Annotated in this window: 24 protein-coding genes; 17 read left to right on the forward strand and 7 right to left on the reverse strand. The window is 57.6% G+C overall.

From position 1 onward, the window contains the following. Positions 1 to 73 precede the first annotated feature (73 nt). The 8 genes from rbfA (at position 74) to V6N02_RS08965 (ending at position 6545) form a co-directional block, all read left to right on the forward strand. The gene (gene rbfA / locus V6N02_RS08930; protein ID WP_371225192.1) at positions 74 to 469 is read left to right on the forward strand and encodes a 30S ribosome-binding factor RbfA; all 396 of its coding nucleotides are present in this window, start codon (positions 74 to 76) and stop codon (positions 467 to 469) included. Continuing rightward, entirely contained in the window at positions 470 to 1204 is a 735-nt protein-coding gene (locus V6N02_RS08935; protein ID WP_371225193.1) for a phosphodiester glycosidase family protein, read from the forward strand. 3 nt (positions 1205 to 1207) lie between these two features. After that, on the forward strand, positions 1208 to 2119 hold the full coding sequence (truB, locus tag V6N02_RS08940) for a tRNA pseudouridine(55) synthase TruB (RefSeq protein WP_371225194.1): 912 nt from the start codon (positions 1208 to 1210) through the stop codon (positions 2117 to 2119). Next, positions 2112 to 2681 (forward strand): DUF1643 domain-containing protein, encoded by a 570-nt coding sequence (locus V6N02_RS08945; protein WP_371225195.1) that lies wholly within the window; start codon positions 2112 to 2114, stop codon positions 2679 to 2681. The genes truB and V6N02_RS08945 overlap by 8 nt, the downstream gene beginning before the upstream one ends. A gap of 308 nt (positions 2682 to 2989) precedes the next feature. Continuing rightward, positions 2990 to 3940 (forward strand): glycosyltransferase family 2 protein, encoded by a 951-nt coding sequence (locus V6N02_RS08950; protein ID WP_371225197.1) that lies wholly within the window; start codon positions 2990 to 2992, stop codon positions 3938 to 3940. Positions 3941 to 3943: 3 nt separating this feature from the next. Continuing rightward, entirely contained in the window at positions 3944 to 4345 is a 402-nt protein-coding gene (locus V6N02_RS08955; protein ID WP_371225198.1) for a GtrA family protein, read from the forward strand. After that, positions 4342 to 5115: a methyltransferase domain-containing protein gene (locus V6N02_RS08960; RefSeq protein ID WP_371225199.1), complete on the forward strand. Its 774-nt coding sequence runs from the start codon at positions 4342 to 4344 to the stop codon at positions 5113 to 5115. Before V6N02_RS08955 ends, V6N02_RS08960 begins: the two co-directional genes overlap by 4 nt. Further along, on the forward strand, positions 5112 to 6545 hold the full coding sequence (locus V6N02_RS08965) for a hypothetical protein (RefSeq protein ID WP_371225200.1): 1434 nt from the start codon (positions 5112 to 5114) through the stop codon (positions 6543 to 6545). The genes V6N02_RS08960 and V6N02_RS08965 overlap by 4 nt, the downstream gene beginning before the upstream one ends. A gap of 114 nt (positions 6546 to 6659) precedes the next feature. Here V6N02_RS08965 and V6N02_RS08970 read toward each other — a convergent pair whose 3' ends face one another. Together V6N02_RS08970 and V6N02_RS08975 are read right to left on the reverse strand one after the other, a co-directional pair. After that, entirely contained in the window at positions 6660 to 7793 is a 1134-nt protein-coding gene (locus V6N02_RS08970) for a Hint domain-containing protein (protein ID WP_371225201.1), read from the reverse strand. Continuing rightward, entirely contained in the window at positions 7753 to 9330 is a 1578-nt protein-coding gene (locus tag V6N02_RS08975) for a Hint domain-containing protein (protein WP_371225202.1), read from the reverse strand. The genes V6N02_RS08970 and V6N02_RS08975 overlap by 41 nt, the downstream gene beginning before the upstream one ends. Before the next feature lie 310 nt (positions 9331 to 9640). On the opposite strand from V6N02_RS08975, the gene dapE reads away from it, so the two are divergent. Genes dapE through V6N02_RS08990 form a run of 3 tightly spaced genes read left to right on the forward strand, consistent with a single transcriptional unit; the run spans position 9641 to position 11789 of the window. Further along, the gene (gene dapE / locus V6N02_RS08980) at positions 9641 to 10798 is read left to right on the forward strand and encodes a succinyl-diaminopimelate desuccinylase (protein ID WP_371225203.1); all 1158 of its coding nucleotides are present in this window, start codon (positions 9641 to 9643) and stop codon (positions 10796 to 10798) included. After that, positions 10795 to 11214, forward strand: a complete 420-nt coding sequence (locus V6N02_RS08985; RefSeq protein ID WP_371225204.1) for a GNAT family N-acetyltransferase — start codon at positions 10795 to 10797, stop codon at positions 11212 to 11214. The genes dapE and V6N02_RS08985 overlap by 4 nt, the downstream gene beginning before the upstream one ends. Beyond that, complete coding sequence (locus V6N02_RS08990; protein ID WP_371225277.1) at positions 11214 to 11789, forward strand: TIGR04282 family arsenosugar biosynthesis glycosyltransferase; 576 nt, start codon at positions 11214 to 11216, stop codon at positions 11787 to 11789. The genes V6N02_RS08985 and V6N02_RS08990 overlap by 1 nt, the downstream gene beginning before the upstream one ends. Before the next feature lie 11 nt (positions 11790 to 11800). Here V6N02_RS08990 and V6N02_RS08995 read toward each other — a convergent pair whose 3' ends face one another. Both V6N02_RS08995 and V6N02_RS09000 read right to left on the reverse strand, forming a co-directional pair. Further along, positions 11801 to 12181, reverse strand: coding sequence for an HIT domain-containing protein (locus V6N02_RS08995; protein ID WP_371225205.1), 381 nt, complete (start codon positions 12179 to 12181; stop codon positions 11801 to 11803). An 8-nt stretch (positions 12182 to 12189) separates the two neighbouring features. Continuing rightward, positions 12190 to 13767: a DUF5928 domain-containing protein gene (locus V6N02_RS09000; protein ID WP_371225206.1), complete on the reverse strand. Its 1578-nt coding sequence runs from the start codon at positions 13765 to 13767 to the stop codon at positions 12190 to 12192. Between the two features lie 154 nt (positions 13768 to 13921). On the opposite strand from V6N02_RS09000, the gene V6N02_RS09005 reads away from it, so the two are divergent. Then, positions 13922 to 14740: a sulfotransferase family protein gene (locus V6N02_RS09005; RefSeq protein ID WP_371225208.1), complete on the forward strand. Its 819-nt coding sequence runs from the start codon at positions 13922 to 13924 to the stop codon at positions 14738 to 14740. A 169-nt stretch (positions 14741 to 14909) separates the two neighbouring features. Here the strand turns inward: V6N02_RS09005 and V6N02_RS09010 are convergent, their stop codons facing one another. Then, positions 14910 to 15800 (reverse strand): LysR family transcriptional regulator, encoded by an 891-nt coding sequence (locus V6N02_RS09010; protein WP_371225209.1) that lies wholly within the window; start codon positions 15798 to 15800, stop codon positions 14910 to 14912. 105 nt (positions 15801 to 15905) lie between these two features. On the opposite strand from V6N02_RS09010, the gene V6N02_RS09015 reads away from it, so the two are divergent. The 4 genes from V6N02_RS09015 to V6N02_RS09030 all read left to right on the forward strand — a co-directional run bounded on the left by V6N02_RS09015 (position 15906) and on the right by V6N02_RS09030 (position 20053). After that, complete coding sequence (locus V6N02_RS09015) at positions 15906 to 16196, forward strand: putative quinol monooxygenase (protein WP_371225210.1); 291 nt, start codon at positions 15906 to 15908, stop codon at positions 16194 to 16196. A gap of 25 nt (positions 16197 to 16221) precedes the next feature. Beyond that, entirely contained in the window at positions 16222 to 17241 is a 1020-nt protein-coding gene (locus tag V6N02_RS09020) for a zinc-binding alcohol dehydrogenase family protein (RefSeq protein WP_371225211.1), read from the forward strand. Positions 17242 to 17332: 91 nt separating this feature from the next. Further along, positions 17333 to 17590 carry a hypothetical protein gene (locus V6N02_RS09025; RefSeq protein WP_371225212.1) on the forward strand — a complete coding sequence of 86 codons (258 nt, stop codon included), beginning with the start codon at positions 17333 to 17335 and terminating at the stop codon, positions 17588 to 17590. An 84-nt stretch (positions 17591 to 17674) separates the two neighbouring features. Beyond that, entirely contained in the window at positions 17675 to 20053 is a 2379-nt protein-coding gene (locus V6N02_RS09030) for a 1-deoxy-D-xylulose-5-phosphate synthase N-terminal domain-containing protein (RefSeq protein ID WP_371225213.1), read from the forward strand. A gap of 349 nt (positions 20054 to 20402) precedes the next feature. Here V6N02_RS09030 and V6N02_RS09035 read toward each other — a convergent pair whose 3' ends face one another. Further along, positions 20403 to 21980 carry an ABC transporter transmembrane domain-containing protein gene (locus tag V6N02_RS09035; RefSeq protein WP_371225214.1) on the reverse strand — a complete coding sequence of 526 codons (1578 nt, stop codon included), beginning with the start codon at positions 21978 to 21980 and terminating at the stop codon, positions 20403 to 20405. Further along, entirely contained in the window at positions 21977 to 23041 is a 1065-nt protein-coding gene (locus tag V6N02_RS09040; RefSeq protein WP_371225215.1) for a P-loop NTPase family protein, read from the reverse strand. The genes V6N02_RS09035 and V6N02_RS09040 overlap by 4 nt, the downstream gene beginning before the upstream one ends. Before the next feature lie 309 nt (positions 23042 to 23350). On the opposite strand from V6N02_RS09040, the gene V6N02_RS09045 reads away from it, so the two are divergent. Continuing rightward, positions 23351 to 24898 (forward strand): sensor histidine kinase, encoded by a 1548-nt coding sequence (locus tag V6N02_RS09045; protein ID WP_371225216.1) that lies wholly within the window; start codon positions 23351 to 23353, stop codon positions 24896 to 24898. Positions 24899 to 24901: the final 3 nt, after the last annotated feature.

Genomic DNA, 24901 nt, shown 5'->3' on the forward strand with positions numbered 1-24901 from the left:
AGTTTTGCGTGGGTGCCCGGATCAGCTGCATCGCCGCTTGGCAAAGCGTGCGATAGGTCTTAGATGCACGCTCATGGCTAAGAATAAGTTTCATGACGGGCCAGGCCCTTCGCAACGCCAACTGCGCGTTGGCGAATTGATCCGCCGGACATTGTCCGAGGTGTTGATGCGTGGCGATGTGCACGACCCTGATCTGAACCGCTTGTCGGTGACGGTGGGTGAGGTGCGCACCTCGCCCGATCTGAAAGTGGCAACGGCTTATGTTTCGCCTCTGGGCGGGACGGGCAAGGATGACCTGGTGGGTCTGCTGGCCCGCAACAAGGGCGAGCTGCGTCGGATCATCGGCAAGAAGCTTGAGCTGAAATACGCGCCCGATCTGCGGTTCCGTCTGGATGAGACCTTTGATCAGATGGATGAAACCCGCCGCCTGTTCGCACAGGACGATGTGCGCCGCGATCTGGACGAGTAGATGCGCGCGCTAGTGGCATGTCTGATCCTGCTGGCGGCCCCCGCTGCGGCGGTTGAGTGCAGGAATGTCAGCTTTGAGGGCGAGAAATATACGCTCTGCGAGGTCAACACCGACGCGGATGAGCTGCGCCTGTTCCTGACCGATCCTGATCGTGATGCGCCCTTTGGCAGCTTTGACAATGTCGAAGCGCAATTGCGCGACAGTGGTGAAACCCTGCACTTCGCGATGAACGCGGGCATGTATCATTCGGATCGTCGCCCCGTCGGACATTACGTCGAGGATGGCCAACAGCGCAGCCCGGTGATCGCCAGCGATGGTCCCGGCAATTTCGGCCTTTTGCCCAACGGCGTCTTTTGCATCCGCGAGGGCCGCGCCGATGTGATCGAGACGAAACGCTTTCAGCGCGAAAAGCCAGCCTGTACCTATGCCAGCCAGTCGGGCCCGATGCTGGTGATCGACGGCGCGCTGCATCCGAAATTCCTGAAAGACAGCGACAGCTATTACGTGCGCAACGGCGTTGGTACCTCGGCGGATGGCAAGACCGTCTGGTTCGTCATTTCGCGGGGCACGGTCAATTTCCACACTTTTGGCACCTTCTTTCGCGACGGGCTGAAGGCCCCGCAGGCGCTCTATTTCGATGGCAATATCTCGCGGCTCTACGCCCCCGATCTGAACCGCAATGATGGCGGTTTTCCGATGGGTCCGATCGTGGGTGTTGTGGGCAAGGCGGACTGAGCGATGGCACGGAAACGCAAGGGCCGCGATATCTCGGGCTGGCTGGTGGTGGACAAACCGGCGGGCATGACCTCAACCGCGGTAGTCAACAAGGTGCGCTGGGCGTTGCAGGCCAAGAAGGCAGGCCATGCCGGCACACTTGACCCCGAGGCGACAGGCGTTCTGGCGGTGGCTTTGGGCGAGGCGACCAAGACCGTGCCCTATATCACCGATGCGTTGAAGGCCTATGCGTTTGAGGTACGGTTGGGACAGGCCACCAATACCGACGATGCCGAGGGCGAAGTGATCGCCACCAGTGATCTGCGCCCATCGGATGACGAGATCAAAGAGGCCCTTGGCGCCTTTGTCGGCGATATCCAACAAGTGCCGCCCAAATTCTCCGCGGTGAAGATCGACGGAGAGCGCGCCTATAAACGTGCCCGCGATGGCGAGGAGTTTGAGGTCGAAGCGCGGCCTTTGTGGGTGGAAGAACTGGTGCTGACCGACCGGCCCGATGTCGACCATGTGCATCTTGAAATGACCTGCGGCAAAGGCGGGTATGTGCGCGCCATTGCCCGCGATCTGGGCGAGGCGCTGGGCTGTCATGGTCATGTGACCTGGCTGCGCCGCCTGTGGTCCGGCCCGTTTGAGGCCGAGGATAGCCTGAGTTTTCAGCAGATCGAAGAGATGGCGCAAACTCCCGAGTTGGACAGCCATCTGCGCCCGCTTGAAGAGGGGTTGAGCGAGTTGCCAATGGTGCGCTGTGCGCCCGAGGCGGCGGCCAAGTTGCGCAATGGCAATCCCGGCATGGTGATCGCGCAGGATGTGGAATACGGCGATGAATGCTGGGCCGCTTGCGATGGACAGGCCGTGGCGGTGGGCCGTTTCAAGGCCGGTGAATTACATCCTTCCCGCGTCTTCGTCAGTCATGAGTAATCCTGACCAGCTTCACGATCCCGGCGGCAAGGTACGCTTGCGTCTGCCTGACGGAGTGATCGGCGGGGCGACGTTTTCCGAGTGTGGACGGTATCGCCAGGCCCTGACCCGCGACTGGACGCCCAAGGGCACGCCCCCGCGTGCAATCCTGTTCATCGGCATGAACCCGTCAGTGGCGGGGGCAGAGGTGTCAGACCCCACCTGCCACCGCGAATTGATGTTCGCCCGCGACTGGGGATTCACCCGCTATCTGAAAGGCAATGTGCTGGACTGGCGCGCCACCTCGCCCAAGGACCTGCCGGTTGACCCGGGAGAGGCCAACAGCCCCGCCAACCTGACTGCCCTGCAAGAAATGGCCGCCGAGGCCGAAACGGTTGTGATGGCCTATGGCAAGCTGCACGCGCGCTATCAGCCAGTGATTGGTCAGGTGATCGATGCGATGGAAGCCTTGGGTAAACCCCTGACCTGTCTGGGGCTGAACAAAGACGGATCGGCCAAACACCCGCTTTACCTGCGCAAGGATACCCAGCTGAGGAACTTCCCAAGACCGGACGGGGTGTAAGGCGTATTCCCTTCGCTCAGCGGCATCCTTGCCTTGGATTTTGCACTCTGGCCGGGCCGGTCGCAGGTACAACAAGAAGATAGCGGTCTTACCCGCCTTCCCAAATCACCCTTGCCGGAGATCCCAAAGGTAATCCGCGCGGAAGATGCTCAGCATTGAACTGAAAGAGCTCGATCCCCTCACGATAGCGCCAAGCTGAATTTCCGCACCTTCTTGACGAATTGGCCGGTCAAAAAGCCTCTTGTCGGCCAAATTTTAAACACAAAACGGATTTACCACCCTTAGTCAGATAGTTTTGGAGGGCTCAAATGTATCTGTCTGTTGTAGTTCCGTGCATGAACGAAGAGGAAGCGATTCCGGAATTGGTCTCGCGCCTCGCGGCTGTGACGGACCCTTACAAAGGCCGTGCTGAAATCGTTCTTGTAGATGACGGCTCGACGGATGGTACATGGGCTGAAATCCAGCGGATGCAAGCCTCATATCCGCAGTTGCGCGGATTGCGAATGTCCACAAACCGAGGTCACCAGATCGCGCTAACCGCAGGGCTTGAAGCGGCCAAGGGTGCACGCATTTTCATGTTGGATGCAGACCTCCAAGATCCGCCCGAGTTGCTTGGGGACATGATGTCTATGATGGATCGCGGCTATGATGTGGTGTATGGTCGCCGCGTGGAACGTCAGGGTGAGACGATTTTCAAACGTGCTTCCGCGCATGTGTTTTATCGCTTCCTTAACATGATGTCAGATGTCCCAATCCCCAAAGATACCGGCGATTTCAGACTGGTGAGCCGCCGCGTGCTGGATGCTGTTCTGGACATGCCGGAAAAGGCGCGTTTTATCCGAGGAATGTTCGCATGGGTCGGGTATGATCAGGTTGGCATCGAATACACCCGGGCAGCCCGCAGCATGGGAGAAACCAAATACCCGCTCCGCAAGATGATTGGGCTTGCTACAGACGCAATGACGGCCTTTTCCACAAAACCATTGCGCTTGTCTACACGGCTGTCTTTCGTCAGTTTTATTGTGGCAGGGTTGATGATGATCTACGTGTTTAGGTCCCTCATTCTGTACCAGACTGCACCAGGTTGGGCCTCGGTGGTCCTGGCAATCAGCGCGTTTTCCGGGGTGCAGCTTTTGACGCTGGGTATCCTGGGCGAATACATCGGACGGCTTTACATCGAAGCCAAGAACCGTCCGCTTTACTTCGTGTCTGAAGAAACCTGCGCCGACGCTTCTGCTAAGCGTAAAATCCGGGCCTGATCTGTGACCACGCGTGGTAAACTCCTGCCCTTTGCCCTTGTTGGTGTTGGTGTGGCGGCACTCTATGTGGCGCTCTACACCATGCTTCAGGCACTTGGTGTGACACAATCTGTCGCCAACGCAGCGGCGTTTTTGGCGGCGGTCGTGGTGCAATATGCGGCGCAGGCGTGCTTTACCTTCCAAGCGCCTCTGAGAAGCAAACAACAAGTGGTCCGGTTCGGCATTATGGTTGCTCTGGGCTTTGTTACTTCGGCGATTATCACCGGTTTGATTGGCCCCTCTCTGGGCTGGCCTGACCTTGCCTCGGCGATAATCGTCACCATCGTGCTGCCATTTCAAAATTATGTATTCATGTCGCGCTGGGTGTTTTTACGCCGCAGCGGTCAAATGGAGAAACAGCCATGAAACATGTCTATGATGACACGTTCTTCAACTATATCGATCAAGGCGCGCGCAGTTCGGCCAAGGCATTGATCGACTTGCTGAACGGGTGGCTCGCCCCGCAAAGGGTGCTTGATTTGGGGTGCGGTCGCGGTGTTTGGCTGGATGAGTGGCAAAAGGCCGGGGCGTCAACGGTCCTTGGCATTGATGGGACGTATGTGAACCGCGATGCGCTCGCGATCAACAAGGATGATTTCCAATCTGCCGATCTGACCAAACCGCTTAAGCTTGATGCGCGTTTTGATCTGGCGCAGAGCCTCGAAGTGGGAGAGCACCTGCCCGGTGATGCCTCGGACACGCTTGTGGATAGTCTGTGCCAAAGTTCCGATCGCATCCTGTTTTCCGCCGCCGTGGTCGGCCAAGGCGGAGAGTTTCATGTAAATGAGCAGCCCCTGTCCTACTGGCAAGAAAAGTTCGCAGCACGTGGCTATCGCGCCTTCGATTGTTTGCGCCCGCATCTACGCCACAACATGCAGGTCGAACCTTGGTATCGCTATAACAGCATCTTCTACGCAAGTGAAAAAGGCGTAGAAGGCTTGCCCACCGATGTGACAAAACACGCACTGCTTGATAATGAAAAGCTCAAGAATGCAGGCGATCTGAAATGGCGCCTGAGAAAAGCCATCGTCGCGCAATTGCCGCAAAGCACTGTGACCCGCATTGCCCAAAAACGCGCAAGCCGAATTGCTGCCAAAGCCGCGCGACCGGTAGGTCAGGCGGAGTTGGGAAAATGACCCACGTGGCCGACGGCAGCATGCTGCCTGATGCCGCTTACAGCGGCGAGAACAGCAATGCATCAGTGATCCCGATTATCATAGCCCTTCTCGCGACACTGGTTGTTTCGGCCCCTAATGTGCTTGATCCGATGATCCGGTATGACGATTATCCGGCGTATTTTGCCGATCCCACAGAGTATTTCAGCAAGACCAAAGAAGAGGGACGCTGGCTGAACTATTGGTGGCACTTGCGCTCATTCACCACACCTGCATGGCTGAGCTTTACCATCTATCAAATCAGCTGGGCGTTATTTGCTGCCTTCATCGCCCTTGCGGGAGTGGAAAAAACACCAAACCGGGTTTGGTTTGCGGCGTTGTTGGGGGTGTTGATCCTTCTATCCCCATCCGCAACTTTGATTTCCTTGTGGTTCAACACGTTGCTTCCTGGTCTGGCCCTGGTCGCAGTTTATGCGGGGTTGGGGTTGGTGGTATCACGTTTCACGCACCGCGCCTTGCTCGTGCCTTTCACGATACTCGCCTTTATGGCTTACACGACCTACCCGCTGCTCTTGCTGATTTCTGCGGTCGTATGCAATCGTCAGCGTAGCTTCTTGGACCTCATAGGATTGATGTCGCTGTTCGTGGCAGGATTTGTACTTGCCGTGATATGCGTCTTCAGCTTGAATCTTTATGTACATGGAATCTTCGGGGTGCCTGTTGCGGAATGGCGAAATGCTACACCCGCTACAGATTTGGCCAGTGTGTTTTCTAATTTGCCACTGGTTGTGGAATCGTTCCAAACGTTCCTGAACATCACCAGTTTCAATTTTACACCCTTAATCTACTTTCATCTTGGCTTCTTCGTTATGGGAACGATTGTGCTGGTACGCCATTCCCCTCTAGAGGCGCTCTATCTGAATGTAGCACTGGCCGCAGGGCTGGGCCTCATCACCCTGCAAATTATCAAGGTTGGCGTGATCACACCACCGCGCGCATTCCTGTTTGCATGGGTGCTCTATGCGATCGTGATTACCCGTGCCATGCAAATCCTGACCGCGAAGAGTGGGCTTTCCGGGCGTTTGATACGGGTTGGTGTCCTGTTTGTCGCTGGCAGCTATATTCTGTTCACGTTCAAGCACTACGTTAGCTATCGTGACTGGCAGGTAGAAACGCGTGTTCTGGCTGAAAAGGTAAAGACCATAGAGACGCCAGTCGCCATAACCGGTGATATTCTCGCCCTGCCAAGCGCCCGCAAAGCCTTTGTTCAAGACAATCGTGCATTGGGCTTTCGACTGCAGCAACTGACAGGTAAAACAGTCCCTGTTTGTATCGGTGCTGAAGGTTCCTGCTGTCCGAAAAATACAAGCGCACAAACAGATTGCGCAACATTGATACACCTCCATGAACAGAATGGCGAAGCTCACCTTGCTGTCGGCTTTTTGGATTAGAGCGATACCTGCGCTGCGAGTGGGATCGCCCCGTTGCGGTGATTGAGGGCGAGGCGGTGTACTAGATCCGCATCGGCCATATCGGACGGCCCTTGTTCACAACTGAATGCCGCGTCAGGCGGCGCGGCTCATCGCCAGGGTGATCGCCTCGAAGGGCTTCAGAACCGGCCAGGCGGGTTTGGGATGTTCGGGCAGCCGGTTGCGGTTGACCTTCGCCAGCAGACTGGCGGCCAGTTGCTCGGGTTTGCGGCGCAGACGTCCGATATACAGGCTTTCTGCAGGGCAGCCTGCGGTGACAATCACCTCGTGACCGGGCAACAGCAACTGATGATAGGTGACCTGATCAGGCCCTTCGGCGGGCAAGGCCGAGACACCGTTGATCAGGTGCCGCGCGGGCACCAGAACCGCCTCTTTGCCGAACATGTATTCCACTTGCGTGCCGCGGATCACCAACCGTTGGTGTGGGGCAACGACGATATCCCGGCGCAGGCCAAAATAGGGCGCGCGCAGCCGGACAGGGCGGAAATTGCCGCGTGCAGGCACCGTCCGGCGCACCGTCTGCAAAACCGGGACAACATTGCCTGTTTCGGTCATTACCAGATCACCGCGCTTGAGGTGGCCAATGGGCAGATACCCGTCCGGGGTCGAGACGGGAACGCTCCCGGCGAGGCCGGGCATGGGGCCCAGCGGCTCGATCTGGTCCGACAGGGCAACGAAGGCCACATCATCGGCCATCTCCCGTTGTCGCGGGTCGGTCAGCGTGGTCTTAAAATCAGCCAGCGGCATCGGGTGCGGCGGCTTCATCTTGGTAACATGAATGCTGTCGGTCTCGGGGCGCTCCAGCGCAAGGCGCCCCCACTTGGCAGGTGCATCCCAGCTATAGGTCAGGCGCACAATGTCCATCCGCCCGTCGGGCTGATGCGGCAAGGTGGCGTGGCGCACCACATCGCGTTGGGATTCGATCAGGATGAATCCACCCCCCGGCAAAGCCTGAAGCGAAAAGCTGCAGGGCCATGGATAGCTGCGCTGAAACGCGATCAGCGTTTGTGGGTGACCGTCATGGGACAGCCGTGTCTCGGCCATTAGCGTCCCGCGTGGTAACAGCGTATCAGGATCCACATGGATAATGCGCCCGGGCGGGCTGACGCCCAACCCTGCCGGATCAAACCGGCTGTCTGCACCGTCAGTGAACCCGATCCAGGCCACCTCAGGCGGCCCTTTGTGCCGCAGCCAGCAACTGCGCCTCATAGCTTTTCAGCATACGCCGTGCCGCAGGGCTGTAGCCGTGGCCGGTTTCGGGATCAATCTCGGGGAAAAGGCTGCAAATCTCGCGTACGATATCTGCCTCAAAGCTGCGCGCCGTTTGCGGGCCGGGCAGGAAGCTTTCCGTCTCGAGCCCTTCGGAAAACACCACCTGATGACGGTCAAACAGGATATGAACATAGATCACTTTGCCGCCGGGCATGGGCCGCACGCTGGTTTCATTGACCAGATCGCGGGCCGCCACCAGCACCTCGCCTTCGCCAAACAGCAGTTCGGCCAGACTGTCACGGATCAATACCCGGTGCAGAGGTGACAACATCAGCGCACCATGTTGACCAAAGGTGTTCGCGGAGATGCGGATCGGGGCAAAGTCACCAACGGCGGCCACTTCCCGCGAACCGATCCACCGCAGTGGCTGGGGTCCTTCATCGCGGGTCATCACCAGATCGCCGGGTTCGAGTGTTTCGACGGCCACTAGCCCGTCCGGCGTTCGGATCATCGTCCCGGCCACAAAGCACGGGATGGAATCGACCGTGACCATGCCGATATCGGTTTGCCCCGTGCTGCTTTCGACGGTGTAGGTAAAGTTGAACTCTTCGATGTCGCCATCGCCCACCAGAACCAGCTTGCCATCGGCTGTCAATTCCACGGTCTGGCCCGTGCTCAGCGTCACTATGCTTCCGGTTGTGACCGCGACGCCGTTGATATGGGTGATGGTCAGTGTGCCACCGGTGTTGTTCACATCATTGTCCAACACATCGAGCGTTTTGGTGCCGTCCGGGTTCAGGTTCAGAGTGTCGTCCAGCGCCACCAGCGTGGTTTGCACGCTGTCGCCCGCGATCAGCAAGGTGGAGTCGTATTGGTTGTCTGACACGTCTGCGATGCCGATGCGGATCGAGTTCAATACACCCGGGTTGACCGGAATGGTCAGTGTGAGCGTCAGGGTGAATCCGTCCATCTCGGTATTGAACTGATCGCCTGTGTTGTCGACAAACAGGTTGCTATTGGACCCGCCATTTAGATTGTTGGGATCAATATCACCGTCGCCGGCGCTTAACTCGACAAACTGTCCGTTGACCCAGACACCAACGAAATCCTGATAGGCACCGCTGGCAAACTCTGGGAATTCTTCGGACGAGAACACGAACTGCATCGTCATGACATCGCCGGTGGGGATGAAGTCTACATCAAGATAGGAGGCGTCAAACGTGTTGGTGCCTGCTGCGGCGTTGAACAGCGGATCGTTGTTGGGGCCGCTGGAATTGGTCGTGGTATTGGTGCGGATGTTGGACTGGGAGGAATTGTTGGTAAAGCCACGCAGATCGCCGGTGGAAAACATCACGCCGGTGTCGCTTGGGGTTACGCCGGGGGCGATGCTGTCGCCGTTGGTGTAAATCCCTGAACTGTCGTTGTCGCCGGTATAGGTGGCACTGACAACGGTTACACCATCGCCAAAAATCGCCTCGGCCATCTCATTCGCCGTCGCGCTGCGATCAATATCAAGTTCTGTGCCTGCTACCATCTCTGCCTTACCTCACCGGAAAGGCAGCGCAAAACGCCATCGCGAACGGGTTTCCCCGCCTATAGTATTTGGACGTGTTCTTGTCGTCCGCTCGATCGCTGGCCTATTGCGGCCATGCCTGTTTTGCCCTGCCTCGGGTCATTTATTGAGGAGTTGGTAGCAAGTATTGAGAGCTTTGTTAAGGGATTAATGCGGGGAGGACCTTGATTTTGCCCGTCAAAAGCGGCTTTCCCGCCACATTTGCGCTGTCCTGCAAAGCGGGGTAGGGACAGGACAGATAGATCAGAAACGTGATGATTGGCTGGTTGAAATGACGCCCACCTCCCCTGTTGATCCGGTCGAACTGACCGCTGATTTGCTGCGCTGTCCTTCGATCACACCCGAGGAAGGCGGTGCCTTGGTGCTGCTTGAACGCGTCCTCAGCGAGGCCGGGTTTGCCTGTACACGCGTGGATCGCGGCGGGGTCGCCAACTTGTTCGCCCGCTGGGGCGACAAGGGAGCGTTCAAGACATTTGGCTTTAACGGGCATACCGATGTCGTGCCCCTGGGGGATGAGGCCGCATGGAGCGTACCGCCGTTCGGAGCGCTTGAGAAAGACGGCTATCTCTGGGGTCGGGGTGCCACGGATATGAAATCGGGTGTTGCGGCCTTTGCGGCGGCTGCCATTGATCTGGTTCGGACCACCCCGCCGGACGGGGCCGTGGTCCTGACCATCACCGGCGACGAGGAAGGGGATGCAACAGATGGCACCACGGCATTGCTAGATTGGATGGCCCAGCAGGGCGAGGCGATGGATGTCTGCCTTGTCGGCGAACCCACCTGCCCGGATAAGATGGGCGAGATGATCAAGATCGGGCGGCGCGGATCGCTGTCGGCGTGGTTTACATTAACCGGTGTACAGGGCCATTCCGCCTATCCGCACCGGGCGAAGAATCCGGTGCCCGCCATGGCACGTTTGATGGATCGGCTGGCCAGTCACGACCTTGATCGGGGCACGGATCATTTTGACCCTTCGACACTGGCTGTGGTTACGATGGACACAGGCAATCCGGCCACCAATGTGATCCCGGCGGAGTGCCGCGCCACCGTCAATATCCGCTTTAACGATGCCCATCACAGCGATGATCTGATCGCCTGGATGCAGGGCGAGATGGATCGCGTGACCAAAGACTTCGATGTGGTTGGTGACATGCGTGTGAAAGTTTCGGGCGAAAGCTTTCTCACACCTCCAGGGCCACTGTCGGAGCTGGTTGCGCGCGCGGCCGAGGCGGAAACCGGCATCGCACCGGCACTGTCGACCACGGGTGGCACGTCGGATGCCCGGTTCGTCAAGGACCACTGTCCGGTGGTGGAATTCGGCTTGGTGGGCCAGACCATGCATCAGGTGGATGAACGGGTTGAGGTGGCGCAAATCCATCAACTCAAGAGCATCTATGGGCGCATTCTGCGGGACTATTTTGCGGGATGATCGAGATCGAGCCAAGCGATGACCTGACCACCTGTCTGGCGCTGCGCCATGAGGTGTTTGTCGAGGAGCAAGGCGTGTCCCTGGCTGAGGAACAGGATGGGCGCGATGACGACGCGCATCATATTCTGGCCCGCGTCGATGGCCAGCCAATGGGCACGGCCCGCATCCTGATCAAAGGTGAGACCGGCAAGATCGGGCGCGTTTGCGTTCTGAAAGCTGCGCGCGGCACCGGGCTGGGTGAGGGGTTGATCCGCGCCTGTCTTGACCATCTGCGCCAGCAGCCGGGCGTTACCCGCGCCGAGTTGGGGGCGCAAACCCATGCGCTGGCCTTCTATGAAAAGCTGGGCTTTGCCACCTATGGCCCGATCTATGACGACGCCGGGATGCCGCACCGGGATATGGAGCAGGCTCTGTGATCCGCCCCCAACTGGTGGTGATGCTGAAACTACCGCGCCCGGGACGTGTGAAAACCCGGCTGGGGCGCGATATCGGCATGGTGGGTGCTGCGTGGTGGTTTCGCCATCAGGTTGCCCGCGTGTTGCGCCGTCTGGAAGATCCGCGCTGGGACCTGATCCTTGCCGTTGCTCCGGATCATGAAGGGATGGCGGCCCGTATCTGGCCTGCGCATTTGCCGCGGATACCGCAGGGGCCGGGTGATTTGGGGGATCGCATGGCGCGGGTGATGCGTACCCGGCCACCGGGCCCGGTGTGTATCATCGGGGGTGACATTCCGGGGGTAGACCGTCCCTATATCGCGCGCGCTTTTGCGCGGCTGGGGGATCATGACGCGGTGTTTGGGCCAGCACCTGACGGTGGCTATTGGCTGGTCGGTTTGAAACGCGTTGGTGCGGTTCCATCCGGCTTGTTCAAGAATGTGCGTTGGTCAAGCGATCACGCGTTGTCCGATAGCATGGCCACCCTGCGTGACAGCCGGATTGCGCTGATTGATACGTTGCAGGACGTAGACACTGCGGCTGACTTGGAGGGGTGACCCTCAGCCAATCAGGCCTTGGCCAGCATCCGGCCCAGTGGGCGGCCGCCAACGATATGCAGATGGTAATGCGGCACTTCCTGAACGCCGTCCTGCCCGGCGTTCGAGAGGGTGCGATAGCCCGCGCCAACATCGCCGGGGCTGATGCCCTTGATCCTGCACACCTCGGCCGTGGCACGCATGAAATCGACGATTTCGGCCTCGCTGGCCTCAGCCGCGAAATGATCGTGGCACACATAGGCCCCCTTGGGGATCACCAGCACATGCACCGGGACCTGCGGTTGAATATCGTCAAAGGCCAGTGTGTGCTCGGTTTCCAGCACGGTGTTGTTGGGGATCTCGCCGCGCAGGATTTTCGCAAAGATGTTCTGATCGTCGTAGCTGTAGGGCATGTTATGGCTCAATCTGCAAAGAGGTGCTCGTCGCTTGAAATCTCCTGCGCTTTCTCGGGGCTGATGTCCAGAAACTGGGTCAGCAAATCTTCTTGCCGCTCGCGGCTATCGCTTTCGCGCAGGATGATGTGGTTTTCGAATTCTTCGTCGCGGATGCGATCGCTTTCAAAATTCATGTCGCTGCGGATCGTGGGCAGCAACCGCTCCAGCGTTTCCTTGGGGGTCTGTTCGCCCGCAAGGCCGACGCGCCGGGCATGGCCGATAAGGTAGTGATCGGTGAATTCGCACTGCACCTCCAGCAATTTGGTCACCGAGCGGTCGCCGCAGAAATCTTGTAGCAGGTCGATCTCGCCGGGGTCCATACACACGATCAGCCGGTCGGTTTCGTAATAGTCAAACAGCATCCGCATCAATGCGCGGCGGTGGCGCGTGCGTTTTTCAACGCTGGCCTGAATGCCACCCAGATCGGGCAGCACGGTGCTGTCTTCGTTGAAGAGATATTCGATGGCCGGCACATTGGTGACCTGCCTGATCCGTTCCAGCAGGCGTTTGGCCACATGCCATTTCTTGCAGATCACGATCATCAACTCGCGCTCGCGACCCAACGTGGATTCGGTTTCCCAGAACCGGCTGGCAAAGCGCCGTCCGATCCGGCCACGACCCGTGAGGAACTTGAACAGGTTGCGCCCCTCGTTTGAGATCTGGAACTGGGCATCGCCATCTGCATAAAGCGCCCCAAGCCGTTTTTTCAGCTCCAGCGCCTCGCCGCTGATCTTGCGGGCAAACAGGTAGTCCTGACCCAGCAGAAGATCATAGTGATCGTTGTAAAACGTCACAGGCATCCCGTAATCGGTGAACATCAGGAAGGTCAGTGTGCGCGTTCTGATCTCGTTTTCGGGGATCAGGTGGCGCACGAGGGTCTGGAAAAACGTTTCATCCGGGATCCAGGTGCTGCGAAAAAAGCGCATCACATCGCGCCGCTTGCGGGTGAAGTCGAGAATCCACTCGATGGTGCGGCGGCGCAGGCACCACCATTGGCTGCCGATCTGGACCTGGATATCTGACGGGATCTGGCGGGTCAGCCCCAGTTTCTTTTGCAGGTTGAACGTTGCATAAAAACGTTTCGGCTGTGTGCGCTCGTTGAAGTAATGGCGGTAAATCAACCGCTCTTCCTTCATGCCGGTCTTGATCCAGTCACTTTCGAAATAGTCAAAGCTTTCGATGTAATCGACATCGTTATCGTCCAGAAACTCATGCGTGTAGCGGGCCGACTTGATCGCCATGCAATCGCCGGACAGCATGTAGAAATGCGTGGCACGTGGAAACTGATCCACCGCTGCTTCAACTGCATACAGGGAGGCTTGCACCAAAGACCATTCCCCCCAGCCGCACTTGATGCGTTTCTTGGCGAAGGTCACGTTGGGATTATCGGCCAGTGCCGTCTTGATCTGGTTAAAATGCTCGGCCTTGGCGCGAGCATCGAAGTGAATGGACATGTAATCACCAGCCGCGGTCAGCATTTCTGCCTGACGGATGATCGCCTCAGGGTCCTTATGACACAGCAATATGAATGCGATTTTTGCCATTACCGAAACGGTTTACCCAAGTTAATCAAGATTGTTTACCCTGATAATGGTGAAAAGCGGCCGAATAAACAGGCTTTCTTTGCAGATTTTAACGGGTTAAAAACGCAAAAACCCGAAAAGTCGTCGGGCGAGTGGGGTTTCGGAGGCAGCGAATATGGGGTTTCCCGGCACATGGATGACCGAGAGTGAAAGCGTGGTGTACCGCGTGGTGCCCAAATGCGCCTGTTCGACCATTGGCCAGATCATGTATTATTCGGATCATGGCGAGTTTTTTGACGGCGACATTCATGATGCCAAGGATGGCCTGCACAAATGGGCGCGCGAGGACAGCCAGAGGCTGATCAATGCCAATGTGCGCACCCACACCTCCTATGCATTCACCTGTGTCCGTAACCCTTACACCCGCGTTCTGTCGTCATTCTTCGACAAGATCTGCGGCATTCAGCGCAATGGTAAACGCTATCGCGGCAAGCTGGTCCCGCTTCTGATTCAGAAATACGGGATCGAGGTGGGCGGCGATGATGGCAAGCAGGAATTTGACCAGATTCAAAGCTTCCGCCGCTTTTTGCTTTTTGCGCGTGACACCATCCGTTGGCGCCGCCCGATGGACCCGGACATTCACTGGTCTGCCATGTCAGGCCATGTCTCGACCTTCATTGCCAATGGCGGCACCTATGACAAGATTTTCTGGACAGAATCCTTCAACGACGGAATGGGCGAGGTTCTGAAGGCGATCAAGACGCCGAAGAAAGTCGATATCAAGAAGATCCCGCGCTTCAACGAAAGCGAAGGCCACGGACCGAAACGTGCGCACCCGGTCGAGGATTACTTCGACGATCTGTCGATGCATCTGATCAAGGAAATCTATCACCGCGATTTTGAGCTGTTCAAATACGATTTCGACGACCCCTCGAACAAGATGCCCATTGGTGAGATTGATCTGGACGAGGTGCACGCCAAGCTGGGGGAGTAGGCGGCTGGGCGTCCTGACACGGCACAGTAGGGGAAACCGGGGTAAAGCTGGTGACCTGGAGCAATCGGAATTGATGTCGGCTCAGTGGACGAAGCGCTACTTCGCTGCGCTTGCTCCAATAGCCGCTTCTGGCAGTTCGCACACGCTGCGAGATGGTTCCAATCCTTTCTTACTTTGTCCTCGACATGGCTGAACCAATTTCTTTGGCCAGGGCACGAACGCGACGTGGCTGAGCTCGCCCCGGCGGGAACATCATCTGCAGTGGGTTCGCTGGCGAAGTGTGCTCTTCCAGAAGGGCGATGAGGCGTCCGGATATCAGATCTTCGGAGACATCCAGTTCCGACTTCAGAATGATACCATGCCCCGCTATCGCCCATTCGCGCACGATTGAACCATCGTTGATAATCTTGTCTCCTCGCACCGTTATGCTTTGCGCTGACTTTCCGGAACCAAACCGCCAGACATTGTCGAGAGTTCTGCCAAATCGCATGACAAGGCAATTGTGATCTGAAAGGTCATCAGGGTTTTTCGGGGCACCATTGGCTTTGATGTACGACGGCGCGGCGCACACAAGCCGCCGATATTCCCCGAGGCCACGGGTGCGCAGCGTACTGTCCGTCACCTTTCCAAAGCGAATTGCGAGGTCGAACCCTTCTCCTACGATGTCGGTGTACCCGTCAGAAAGCGACAGCTCGACCGAAATGGCAGGGTGCTTCTTGGTGAAATTGGCGATCACCTTGGAGACGATGCTACGCCCGACATCAACGGGAGCGCTGATCCGGATTGGGCCAGACAGCGTTTCGGCTCCATGCCGAATGCGCGCGTCAAGATCATCAACTTCGCCCAGAACAACTTTGGCGCCTTCCAGTAAGGTGCGGCCTTCGTCTGTAAGGCTGATGGATCGGGTCGTGCGGTTCAAGAGAACAACGCCGTAATGCGCCTCAAGCGCGGCGAGCCGTTCGGAGACCGTGGTGGCCGACAGCCCGACCTCTCGACCGGCAGCCACCATGCTACCTTTTTCAGAAATCTTCAAAAACAGACAAATGTTATCGATCAGCATTATTCGGCATTTCCGGATTGTATATTTGATTTATGACCGTTTATCCGGAATTTTCAAGCCTGTATGTTCCATTCAACACGAGACTGGATTGAAAGGAATACCTCAATGTCAAAGCTGACAATCGTCGCCAACATCAAAGCCAACGCCGACAAGATAGAGCTAGTGAAGGCCGAGCTTCTGAAACTGATCGACATCACACGCGCCGAAGCAGGCTGTATCAACTACGACTTGCATCAAGACAATGAAAACCCCGCCCACTTCATGTTCTACGAAAACTGGGAAAACCGCGAATTGTGGCAGACCCACATGAATGCGCCTCATCTGGCGGCGTATATGGCAGCCACGGAAGGCGCCGTGGCGGAATTCACTCTCAACGAAATGTCCAAGATTGGATGACACCTTCGCAGGCAAGGAGAAGAAAATGAAAGCTGTAGCTCTCACGCATTATCTTCCGGCAACAGACCCGGATGCATTTCAGGATGTGGAACTCTCGAAACCAGAGGCTTCAGGTCGAGATATCCTTGTTCGGGTCAAAGCGGTTTCTGTCAACCCAGTTGACACCAAAGTGCGCCGAGGCGGCGGGGACACGGTCGAAGATCCCCCGCGTGTTCTGGGCTGGGATGCCAGCGGTGTGGTCGAGGCGGTCGGCAATGACGTGACGCTCTTTAAAGCGGGTGACGAAGTTTACTACGCTGGCGATGTCACGCGTTCAGGATCGAATGCCGAGTTCCAGCTTGTGGACGAACGCATCGTCGGCGCCAAACCCAAATGCCTGAGTTTTGCCGAGGCTGCCGCCCTGCCGCTAACCACCATTACTGCATACGAATCCTTCTTTGACCGTCTAGGTATTGATCGAGATGGAGCAAACTCGGGTGAAACAGTACTGATCATTGGTGCGGGCGGAGGAGTCGGCTCGATTGGTATCCAATTGGCCAAGGCTGCGGGGCTCAAGATCATCGCCACAGCCTCGCGCCCCGAAACCACGGCCTGGGTCATGGAGCTGGGGGCTGCTCACGTCGTCAATCACCGCGAGGATATGGTGGCGCAGGTGCGCGCCTTGGGGTTCGATCATGTCGATCACATCGCCATCTTCAACGACATGCGTCATTGGGAGACGGCAGTTGAGTTGATCCGGCCCCAGGGTGGAATTGTGACCATCGACGACACTGATTTGCCGATGCCCATGGCGGGGATGAAAACGAAGGCCGCCAGCCTGCATTGGGAGTTCATGTTCGCCCGTGCGAAATTTGAAACGCCCGACATGAACGAGCAGCACAAGCTGCTGAGCTACGTCGCCGGTGAAATCGATGCCGGGCGCATTCGAACAACGCTCGACAAGGTCATGAACCCGATCAACGCGGCCAATATGCGCGAAGCACATCGGTTGATCGAGACAGGCACCGTCAAGGGAAAAATCGTAATCGAAAGTTTTGATGACTGATCTGAAATCCACGAGGAGCACGAAATGGCACTTTATGAGTTGCGCCAATACAAGGTTCGCGATGGCAATATCGCCCGCTTGGCTGGACCTCATGGAAGGTGAAATCATTCCATACGTCGTCTCCAAAGGAATGGTTTTCATCTCTAGTTTTGCGGCTGAAAACGACCCGGCCGTCTATATCTGGCTACTTCGTTTCGAGGAAGAACCAGATCGTGCCGGCCTCTACGATGCGGTTTATGAGAGCGAGCGTTGGAAATCAGGCCTATCACCAAAAATCGGTGCACTACTGGTTCGAGAAGAGTCGATCATTCACAGGCTGACGCCGAAGCGCATCTCGCCACTGCAGTAGAGACGTATACTGACAGCAACTGCGGGTACTGGATAACGTGGGAAAGCCCACCCATAATCCGCCTTTCTAAAATTGGGAAATACCATGTCTGACATCCAGCATCTCAAGACGATCGAGCAGCGGCTTTTGTGGCTGTCGCACTGGATGATCCACCACGCCAACCATGTCCGGCCCAAGGTAGACGGGATCAAGGTGGGCGGGCATCAGGCGAGCTCGGCCTCGATGGTGTCGATCATGACGGCGCTCTACTTCTCGACACTGCGGCCCGAAGACCGGGTGGCGGTGAAACCGCACGCCTCGCCGGTCTTTCATGCGATGCAGTACCTGATGGGCAACCAGACCCGCGAGAAGATGGAGAACTTCCGTGGCTTTGGCGGGGTGCAGAGCTATCCCAGCAGAACGAAGGATATCGACGACGTGGACTTTTCCACCGGATCGGTGGGCCTCGGCGTGGCGATCACTTCCTTTGCGTCGATCATTCAGGATTACATCAAGGTCAAAAGCTGGGGCAGCGACGCACCGATGGGCCGTATGGTGGCGCTTGTGGGCGATGCAGAACTGGACGAAGGCAATATCTATGAGGCCTTGCAAGAGGGTTGGAAAAACGACCTTCGCAACACCTGGTGGATCATCGACTATAACCGCCAGTCACTAGACGGTGTGGTGCGCGAAGGATTGTTCGAACGGATCGAGAAGATCTTTGACGCCTTCAGCTGGGATGTCGTCCGGGTCAAGCATGGCGTGTTGCAACGCGCGGCGTTTGACGAACCCGGCGGCGATAGGTTGCGCGCCTGGATCGATGCCTGCCCCAACCAGGACTATTCCGCGCTGACCTTCATGGGCGGGGCAGTTTGGCGCAAGCGCTTGATGGATGATCTTGGCGATCAGAGGGACGTCATGGCGCTGATCGAGCGGCGCAGCGACGCGGAGCTGGCGGCGCTGATGGAAAACCTCGGCGGCAATTGCGTCGAGACCATGGCCGAAACCTTTGCCGTCATCGACCATGACCGCCCGACTTGTTTCCTCGCCTATACGATCAAGGGTTGGGGCACGCCGATTGCGGGCCACAAGGACAATCATGGCGGGCTGATGAACAGCACGCAATTTGCCGAATGGCAGGCGTATATGAGCGTCGCAAAGGGCGCGGAATGGGAGCCCATGGCCGGCGTCACCGATCCGGCTGCGCTGCAGGATTTCCTGTCGCAAGTGGCGTTCTTTGCCAAGGGCCCGCGTCGTTATCAGGACAAAACCATCGAGGTGCCAGGGATCGAGCTGAGTCCGGATCGCGAGATTTCGACACAGATGGCCTTCGGTAAGATCCTCGACGATCTCAGCAAGGGTGACAGCGAACTGGCGGCACGGATCCTGACGACTTCACCTGATGTGACCGGGACCACGAGCCTTGGGCCCTGGGTCAACCGGCGCAAGCTTTTTGGACGGACCGAACTGGCCGATGCGTTCATCGAACACCGGATCCCGTCCACCGCGAAATGGGAGTTCATGCCGGACGGTCAGCATATCGAACTGGGCATTGCCGAGATGAACCTGATGCTGCTTCTGGGCGCAGCTGGGCTGAGCCATAGTCTATTCGGCAAGCGCCTGATCCCCATCGGTACGCTATACGATCCGTTCGTGTCCCGTGGTCTCGATGCGCTCAACTATGCCTGCTACCAGGATGCGCGGTTTATGCTCGTGGGCACGCCTTCCGGTGTAACCCTGGCCCCCGAAGGCGGTGCGCACCAGTCCGTCGGCACGCCGCTAATCGGCATGTCGCAGGACGGGCTGGCTGCATTTGAGCCCGCCTTTGCCGACGAACTGGCGGTGATCATGGAATGGGCCTTCGACTATCTGCAGCGTGACGGCGATGGCGACCCGGACGAACGCACCTGGCTCAGGGATGAAACCGGCGGATCGGTCTATCTGCGCCTGACTACCAACCCGATCGAACAGCCCGGCAAACGCCAGGACGACGCCTTCCGCCAGGGCGCGGTCGACGGAGCCTACTGGCTGCGCAAACCGGGGCCCAATTGCGAAGTGGTGATCGCGTATCAAGGGGCAGTAGCGCCCGAAGCTATCAAGGCGGCCGGCATGATCGGTGAAGGACGCCGGGACATCGGCGTACTCGCGGTAACGTCCGCCGACCGGCTGAACGCCGGCTGGACGGCCGCGCAACGCGCCCGTTCGCGCGGCGCCAAAAACGCCACCTGCCATGCCGAAACCCTGATGCAGGACCTGCCCCCGCATTGCAAACTGGTCACCGTAATCGACGGACATCCTGCCACGCTCGCTTGGCTGGGCAGCGTATGCGGCCACAAGACTATTCCGTTGGGTATTGAGCATTTCGGTCAGACCGGCACCATTGGTGATCTCTACGCCCATCACGGGATCGATGCAGCAGCCATTGTCGATAAGGTAAATAGTTTGACCGAAGGCAGGCGCGTGATCCGCAACAACCTGACGTGATGATCTAGTACTAAGTTTTGCGCGGAACTACAGCGGCTGCTTTTTTTACCGTACTTGGTCGTTCACCCGCCTTGCGGCATCGGTCGGTTTGGGCTCTTCGTTAGCCTTAGCTGCTCATGTCATGAATGCCCGGTTCAGGACGTCCTGCTTTTCGCTGCGGGTTGGCTGAATTGGTGCGATGCGGACAAAAGCGGTCATCCGATATATTGATTTGAAACGCCGTTTTGTCCCGAAATGCAGTCGTTCGCCGCAAGTGTACGATTTTGAGGTTGGTCGAACTCAAACATCGCACTACGAAGTCGCCAATATGTCGGCTTTCCTAAGGTCCGGTCTCAAACTATTACGATTTTCACAGGTTGATCGGATGGTTGGGGTTCCTCGCATCAGAAAGAGGTTGAAAGTGGTAGGAAAGGCCGGTCAGGCCCTCATGATCGACCACGACAATTGTGCTGTCAGTTTTTGCGCGCAGCAGCTCGAGCAACAGGGCATTCTCGGGGTCTGCGGCAAGCCTGGTGGTGTCGATAACCACCAGATCGGGATTGGCCAATGCGATACGCACAAGGTCGATGCGCAGGCTGTCGGCGACAGGTATGTTACGCGCGGCCTCCGAGATGCGCGCCTTCAGCGATTTGCACCCCAGGGGCAGCAGGTGCCCAAGGCCAAAATCCTGTGCCATCTGCAGGATCTTTTCGCCCTTGGGTCTTGGCGAGATCCCCAATGTCATTGTCCGCCTGAGGCTGCCCTGCAACGCGATCGGATTTTCACCGATGAAATGGATGCGGGGTAAATCGACGGCATCGGCCCCATACGTGACCTGTAATTCCGGCCGCTCATCCAGCCCGGCCAGGAGCAGTGCCAGGGACGATAGTTGGCGCGCATCGCCACCACGAAGATGACCAGTCGACCCCGCAGGGATTATGAGATTGACGGGTTGATCATCCAGTGCCCCTGACGCCGTGATCCCAACCGGGTGCGAGGCCGAGGCCGGCAAGCGCAGGCGACTGTGCTGGGCAAGAAGGTTCAGCGCCTTCTGCCGGGCAATGCGCCAGCCGTTGAAGTGATCCCAGGATACGGCCAGATCCCGCAGCGGGAGCGCCAGTATGCAAAGCATCGACAGGATCGCGGCTGCGGTACCGGGCGCGGTATCAAGGCGGGCGGCCTGCCACAACGCGGCGGCACCGGCGACGGCCAGGCCGATCTGCGGTATTGCGCCAAGGGCACCCGCGCGCCAGGCCCGGGCTGTTGCGTCAGACCGAAGCTGCCGCCCCTTTTCGGCAAGCGCATCGAGCTCCTGCTGGGTCCGTCCCATCAGGTCGAGCACCGGGGCGATCACAATACGCTCCATCATCGTAATCGCGATACTGGCGCGCCGGGTCCGCAATGTCTGATGCAGCATTTCAAAACCGATGGCGGCAATGGCCATCAGCAGAAGGCTTAATGCCAAAACGATACAGCCAGTCAGGGCAATGCGCGGATCCAGCAGCCACAGCACAAGGGCTGCACCGGGCAGGACAACCGCCGCCGAGATCACCCGCGGTAGCCCCCATCCATACCAGTTCCGCGCCGCGGAAAGGTCACCGACAAACCGAAGCGACAAGGCCCCCAACCTGCGTGCATCCAGTTCTCGTTTGTGCATGCCGGCAAGGTGACGGTAGAGCACGATGCGCAAGCTGCTGGCATAGCTTTGCCCCAACCGTTCCGCGCAGATCCGCCGGAGCACCTCCAGGGCGGCAGCGCCGATGCCCGCGCCAATCAGCTTGAACAGCGTCAAGGCGCTGAGCAGTTCGCCGGCATGCAATGCGCCGAACGCATCGCGCGTGGTAAAAACGCCGATGGCAAGAAAGGCCACTTGCCCGACGCTCAGCAGTGGCAGAGCGACCGCATCGAGAATGCGGTCGCCAGTATAGAACGTGGGCAACTTGCTCATGACGCTACCTTCAGATGTGCGTCACGCAGATAGGGGGCGATCAGTTGCGACACGACGGCGCGATCCCACAGCTCTTCGCGCGACAGGATTGGCAGGCCCGTGATTTGGGCGGCCTCTGCGCTGGCCAGGGGCGAGCAGCTGACCATGCCCGAAATGGCGAAGGGGCTGAGGCCGTAGCGTTCAAGCACCGTCACTCCGCCAAATGCCCCAAGCGCATCCGGCGCCGCGAACAAAATGCCGTCCAGCCGGTCGCGAATACGGGATTTGTTGAGGATCGCGCGCGTTTCGTTCTGAAAGACGCCATCGGCGATTTCGACAACGATCATATTGGCCCCGTTGGCGGCGGCGGTTGCCACCAGCGTGTCAAAGCCGCGTTCGATCCGGTCGAGCGGCATCCTGTAGGTGGTGGCCATGCCCGCATCGGTGAAATCGGTGACAGGAATGCCGGCATCCTCGAATGCGTTGAAATCCCCAAAGGCACCAGTGCCCGTCGCCTTGATACCCGCCACATTGAACCCGGCGCGCCGCAGACCATGCGCCAGACTGGCCGCGGCGGTGGTCTTGCCCGAATTCATCGAGGCTCCGAAGACGCCCACGACGGTGACATCGTTATTGGGTGCCTTGGCAGGCAGGGCATAATCGGCGACATTCATCACCTTGCCTTCCGAATTGGTAAGCAGTCCCAAAGGCTGGACAGAGGTTGGCTGGCTCATCTTCTGATGGGCGGCCACCACGTTTCCGACGATGCCCCCACCCGCGGCGAGTTGCATTGGCGCCTCTTGCAGTTCGGCCTTGCAATGGAATTGATCGGGCGCGTAGCGGTCCCCCAGGCACAGCACCACGAGGTCTCCGGGGTAGCTTGCCGAGTTGCGGCGATCAGAAAGCTGGATGTTCTTGTGCTGGCCCACTGCCAGGATCTTGCAAAGCACCATGTCGCCTGCGACGGCGGTTTTGTAATCCTTGTTCAGAAAGACCGCATCCTCCTTGTTTGCGCGGCGCGTGGTAAAAGCCCATTTCGCGTTGGACAGGATTTGCGTGGCGTGAATTGATTGAAAAGTCATGGCGGGATCTCCCGATTGCTGGTTTCGATACAATCCACTCTGGAGATCTTTGCTGACTGCATTTTGAATGCCCGATTAACGCCGGTGAACACTTAAATGAATGAGTTCTGAAAAGCGCCTGAAAGAATTCGTATCGCGTTCATCAAACATTCATCTTACGCTCAGGACACGGTCATGATTTGCATATTATCAAAAGGATAGGCGGCCCGGAGCTTGCTATGCACAGCGTGTTTCACCGTCTCAGCGGCTGCACCTTCGGCATAACACTCTAACCTTCTAAAAAACCACTCGCGAGAAGTAAGTCTATCTATGAAAATTGCTCACATTATCAAAATTTTTGCGTTCGTCGTGCTGCTGGTCGCTTCGGCAAGTGTTTCGGTCGCCATCTGGGCCGCCAGACAAAGCGACTTCCACAACCATCGCATTACGCTCGCCCACACGTCTTATGAGCAGCATTTGATGCTCACGGCGGACACGTATCTGCTGTTCAAACGATTTGGCGATCTGCTTTTGGCGGGCGATACCGAGCGCGCGCAGGACGTAAACGAAATCAACGAGCGCCTGAATACGCATATTGCCAACATCCGTGAAACGATCGAGGAAGAGATCCGGCTGGTTGGCGATGAAGAGCTGGAAGAGCTTGAGCTATTGAGTGAAGTCGAAGACGTCATCGACAAGTTGTCCACACTGTTTCAGCGGGCACTGGAGCGTGATGACCTTGACGACATCCGGTCGAACTGGCGCGAGTTTTCGTTGGTTCTGAATGACAACATTAAAAAAGACTTTCGCGAGCTGATTTCGGTTGCGCTTGAAGAAGAAGAAGAAGAAGTTGCTGAAACTGAGGCTGAGGCCCGTGCGCAGATGGAATTGGTGCGTATGATTTCATACGCCCTGGCTGCAGTTTTTCTGGCCATTACTATACTGGCCCTGCTGATGTTCCGACGTGAGTTTACCCATCCGTTTGAGCGTTTATTGACGGGCGTACGCAAATTCGCTGCTGGGGATTTTTCAGCTCGTATCGACCTCAGGGGTGGCAGTGAGCTTTCGGAAATCGGATCAGTTCTGGACGAAATGTCCGAGGTTGTCGCCGCCCGCACCAAAACCCTAACTACGCAGAACGAGGAACTAGAGCAAGCGGTTCAGCAACGCACCAAATCGCTCGAAAAGCTCCTGACCGAAGCACGAAAATCCGAAGAAACCCGGCGCCAGCTGCTTGCGGATGTTAGCCACGAGCTGCGCACGCCTCTTACCGTGATCCAAGGAGAAAGTGACATCGCATTGCGCGGAGCCGACAAAACCGTCGACGAATACAAAGAAGCCTTGGGCAGGACACGTATGGCCGCAAATCATACGGCCAATCTGGTAAGCGATCTGTTGTTCATGTCACGCAAGGAGAGTGGATCGCTCCACTTGTCTCTTGAACCAGTTAACTTGGGCGAATTGGTCAAAGAGGTCATCACTTTGTCGGGCCTCGAAGTTGAGTTTAATTCGCCCTGCGAAGACGCGATTGCACGTGTCGATCGGCAGAGGCTTCGACAGGCGTTGCTGGCGTTGCTTGAGAATGCCAAACGTCACGGCGGAACGACGATTGACGTAACGCTGGACACGCGTCCCGACTCTGTAGAAATTGCTGTCTCTGACGACGGTTCGGGCATGAGTGATGAGGATAAAAAATCGGCGTTTGAGCGATTTTTCCGGGGATCTAATGCTTCCAGCCGGTATACGGAAGGGCTGGGGCTGGGGCTGCCAATCGTGCGCTCAATCGCCGAAGCGCATGATGGTACAGCCGAAATACGTGATAGGGACACCACCGGTACGACGGTTGTGATAAATCTTCCCAGCGCGCCAACGAGCTAAGGG

The sequence above is a fragment of the Roseovarius conchicola genome (assembly GCF_041403425.1).
GTDB lineage: Bacteria > Pseudomonadota > Alphaproteobacteria > Rhodobacterales > Rhodobacteraceae > Roseovarius > Roseovarius conchicola.

Coding starts and splice junctions, on each gene's coding strand:
- rbfA (WP_371225192.1), top strand. CDS start 74: ATGGCTAAGAATAAGTTTCATGACGGGCCAGGCCCTTCGCAACGCCAA.
- V6N02_RS08935 (WP_371225193.1), top strand. CDS start 470: ATGCGCGCGCTAGTGGCATGTCTGATCCTGCTGGCGGCCCCCGCTGCG.
- truB (WP_371225194.1), top strand. CDS start 1,208: ATGGCACGGAAACGCAAGGGCCGCGATATCTCGGGCTGGCTGGTGGTG.
- V6N02_RS08945 (WP_371225195.1), top strand. CDS start 2,112: ATGAGTAATCCTGACCAGCTTCACGATCCCGGCGGCAAGGTACGCTTG.
- V6N02_RS08950 (WP_371225197.1), top strand. CDS start 2,990: ATGTATCTGTCTGTTGTAGTTCCGTGCATGAACGAAGAGGAAGCGATT.
- V6N02_RS08960 (WP_371225199.1), top strand. CDS start 4,342: ATGAAACATGTCTATGATGACACGTTCTTCAACTATATCGATCAAGGC.
- V6N02_RS08965 (WP_371225200.1), top strand. CDS start 5,112: ATGACCCACGTGGCCGACGGCAGCATGCTGCCTGATGCCGCTTACAGC.
- V6N02_RS08970 (WP_371225201.1), bottom strand. CDS start 7,793: ATGAGGCGCAGTTGCTGGCTGCGGCACAAAGGGCCGCCTGAGGTGGCC.
- V6N02_RS08975 (WP_371225202.1), bottom strand. CDS start 9,330: ATGGTAGCAGGCACAGAACTTGATATTGATCGCAGCGCGACGGCGAAT.
- dapE (WP_371225203.1), top strand. CDS start 9,641: ATGACGCCCACCTCCCCTGTTGATCCGGTCGAACTGACCGCTGATTTG.
- V6N02_RS08985 (WP_371225204.1), top strand. CDS start 10,795: ATGATCGAGATCGAGCCAAGCGATGACCTGACCACCTGTCTGGCGCTG.
- V6N02_RS08995 (WP_371225205.1), bottom strand. CDS start 12,181: ATGCCCTACAGCTACGACGATCAGAACATCTTTGCGAAAATCCTGCGC.
- V6N02_RS09000 (WP_371225206.1), bottom strand. CDS start 13,767: ATGGCAAAAATCGCATTCATATTGCTGTGTCATAAGGACCCTGAGGCG.
- V6N02_RS09005 (WP_371225208.1), top strand. CDS start 13,922: ATGGGGTTTCCCGGCACATGGATGACCGAGAGTGAAAGCGTGGTGTAC.
- V6N02_RS09010 (WP_371225209.1), bottom strand. CDS start 15,800: ATGCTGATCGATAACATTTGTCTGTTTTTGAAGATTTCTGAAAAAGGT.
- V6N02_RS09015 (WP_371225210.1), top strand. CDS start 15,906: ATGTCAAAGCTGACAATCGTCGCCAACATCAAAGCCAACGCCGACAAG.
- V6N02_RS09020 (WP_371225211.1), top strand. CDS start 16,222: ATGAAAGCTGTAGCTCTCACGCATTATCTTCCGGCAACAGACCCGGAT.
- V6N02_RS09025 (WP_371225212.1), top strand. CDS start 17,333: ATGGAAGGTGAAATCATTCCATACGTCGTCTCCAAAGGAATGGTTTTC.
- V6N02_RS09030 (WP_371225213.1), top strand. CDS start 17,675: ATGTCTGACATCCAGCATCTCAAGACGATCGAGCAGCGGCTTTTGTGG.
- V6N02_RS09035 (WP_371225214.1), bottom strand. CDS start 21,980: ATGAGCAAGTTGCCCACGTTCTATACTGGCGACCGCATTCTCGATGCG.
- V6N02_RS09040 (WP_371225215.1), bottom strand. CDS start 23,041: ATGACTTTTCAATCAATTCACGCCACGCAAATCCTGTCCAACGCGAAA.
- V6N02_RS09045 (WP_371225216.1), top strand. CDS start 23,351: ATGAAAATTGCTCACATTATCAAAATTTTTGCGTTCGTCGTGCTGCTG.